Source organism: Adhaeribacter terrigena (genome assembly GCF_016623615.1).
In the GTDB taxonomy this organism is placed as follows: Bacteria; Bacteroidota; Bacteroidia; order Cytophagales; family Hymenobacteraceae; genus Adhaeribacter_A; species Adhaeribacter_A terrigena.
On the sequence record NZ_JAEHFX010000024.1, the window covers coordinates 1 to 528 of the forward strand.

The 528-nt window shown below is 29.5% G+C and carries 1 protein-coding gene; it reads right to left on the minus strand.

The features are described from left to right. Positions 1-59: 59 nt before the first annotated feature. Positions 60-528 (minus strand): hypothetical protein (locus I5M27_RS18485; RefSeq protein WP_200507873.1); only part of this gene is annotated, 469 nt, incomplete at its 5' end.

Consider the following 528-nt stretch of genomic DNA (forward strand, 5'->3'; position numbering starts at 1 on the left):
TAACGTACGTGGCTAAGGCACGTTTTAATGTGCTTTAGCTGTGGTTATAGGTTGTTTTTTTATCCTTCTACTGAAAAATGGACAGGTTTTGTGTCAACTATTTCTACCACAATTTTAGAGAATCCATCTTCAAGATTAAGTAATTCCAATTCCCATTCAACTCTGTTAAAATTTAAATTCTTTGGAAGTGTAATTGACTCAATCCGATAATTATTTTCTAATGAATTTTCGTTTAAAAGGCTATTAGTCGTAACCAAAAAATCTTTAATAGCTTGCCAAATTATCAAAAATTGTTTTGTAATTTTCTTGAAAGCAAATCGTTGTTCTTGGGATGATTCTTTATTGTTAGTTTCTATGTAAAGGATTACAGCTTTACTAACTCCATCTAAAGTAATTTTCTTATCAAGAAAGAAGCTATTTGAGAACTTATCAAAAACCACATTCATCTTTCCAAAGAACGGATCTTCAATTGTGTCGTTTTTAAATAAATTCATCAATTCTTGTTCATTTAAATTCCCTATAACGTAC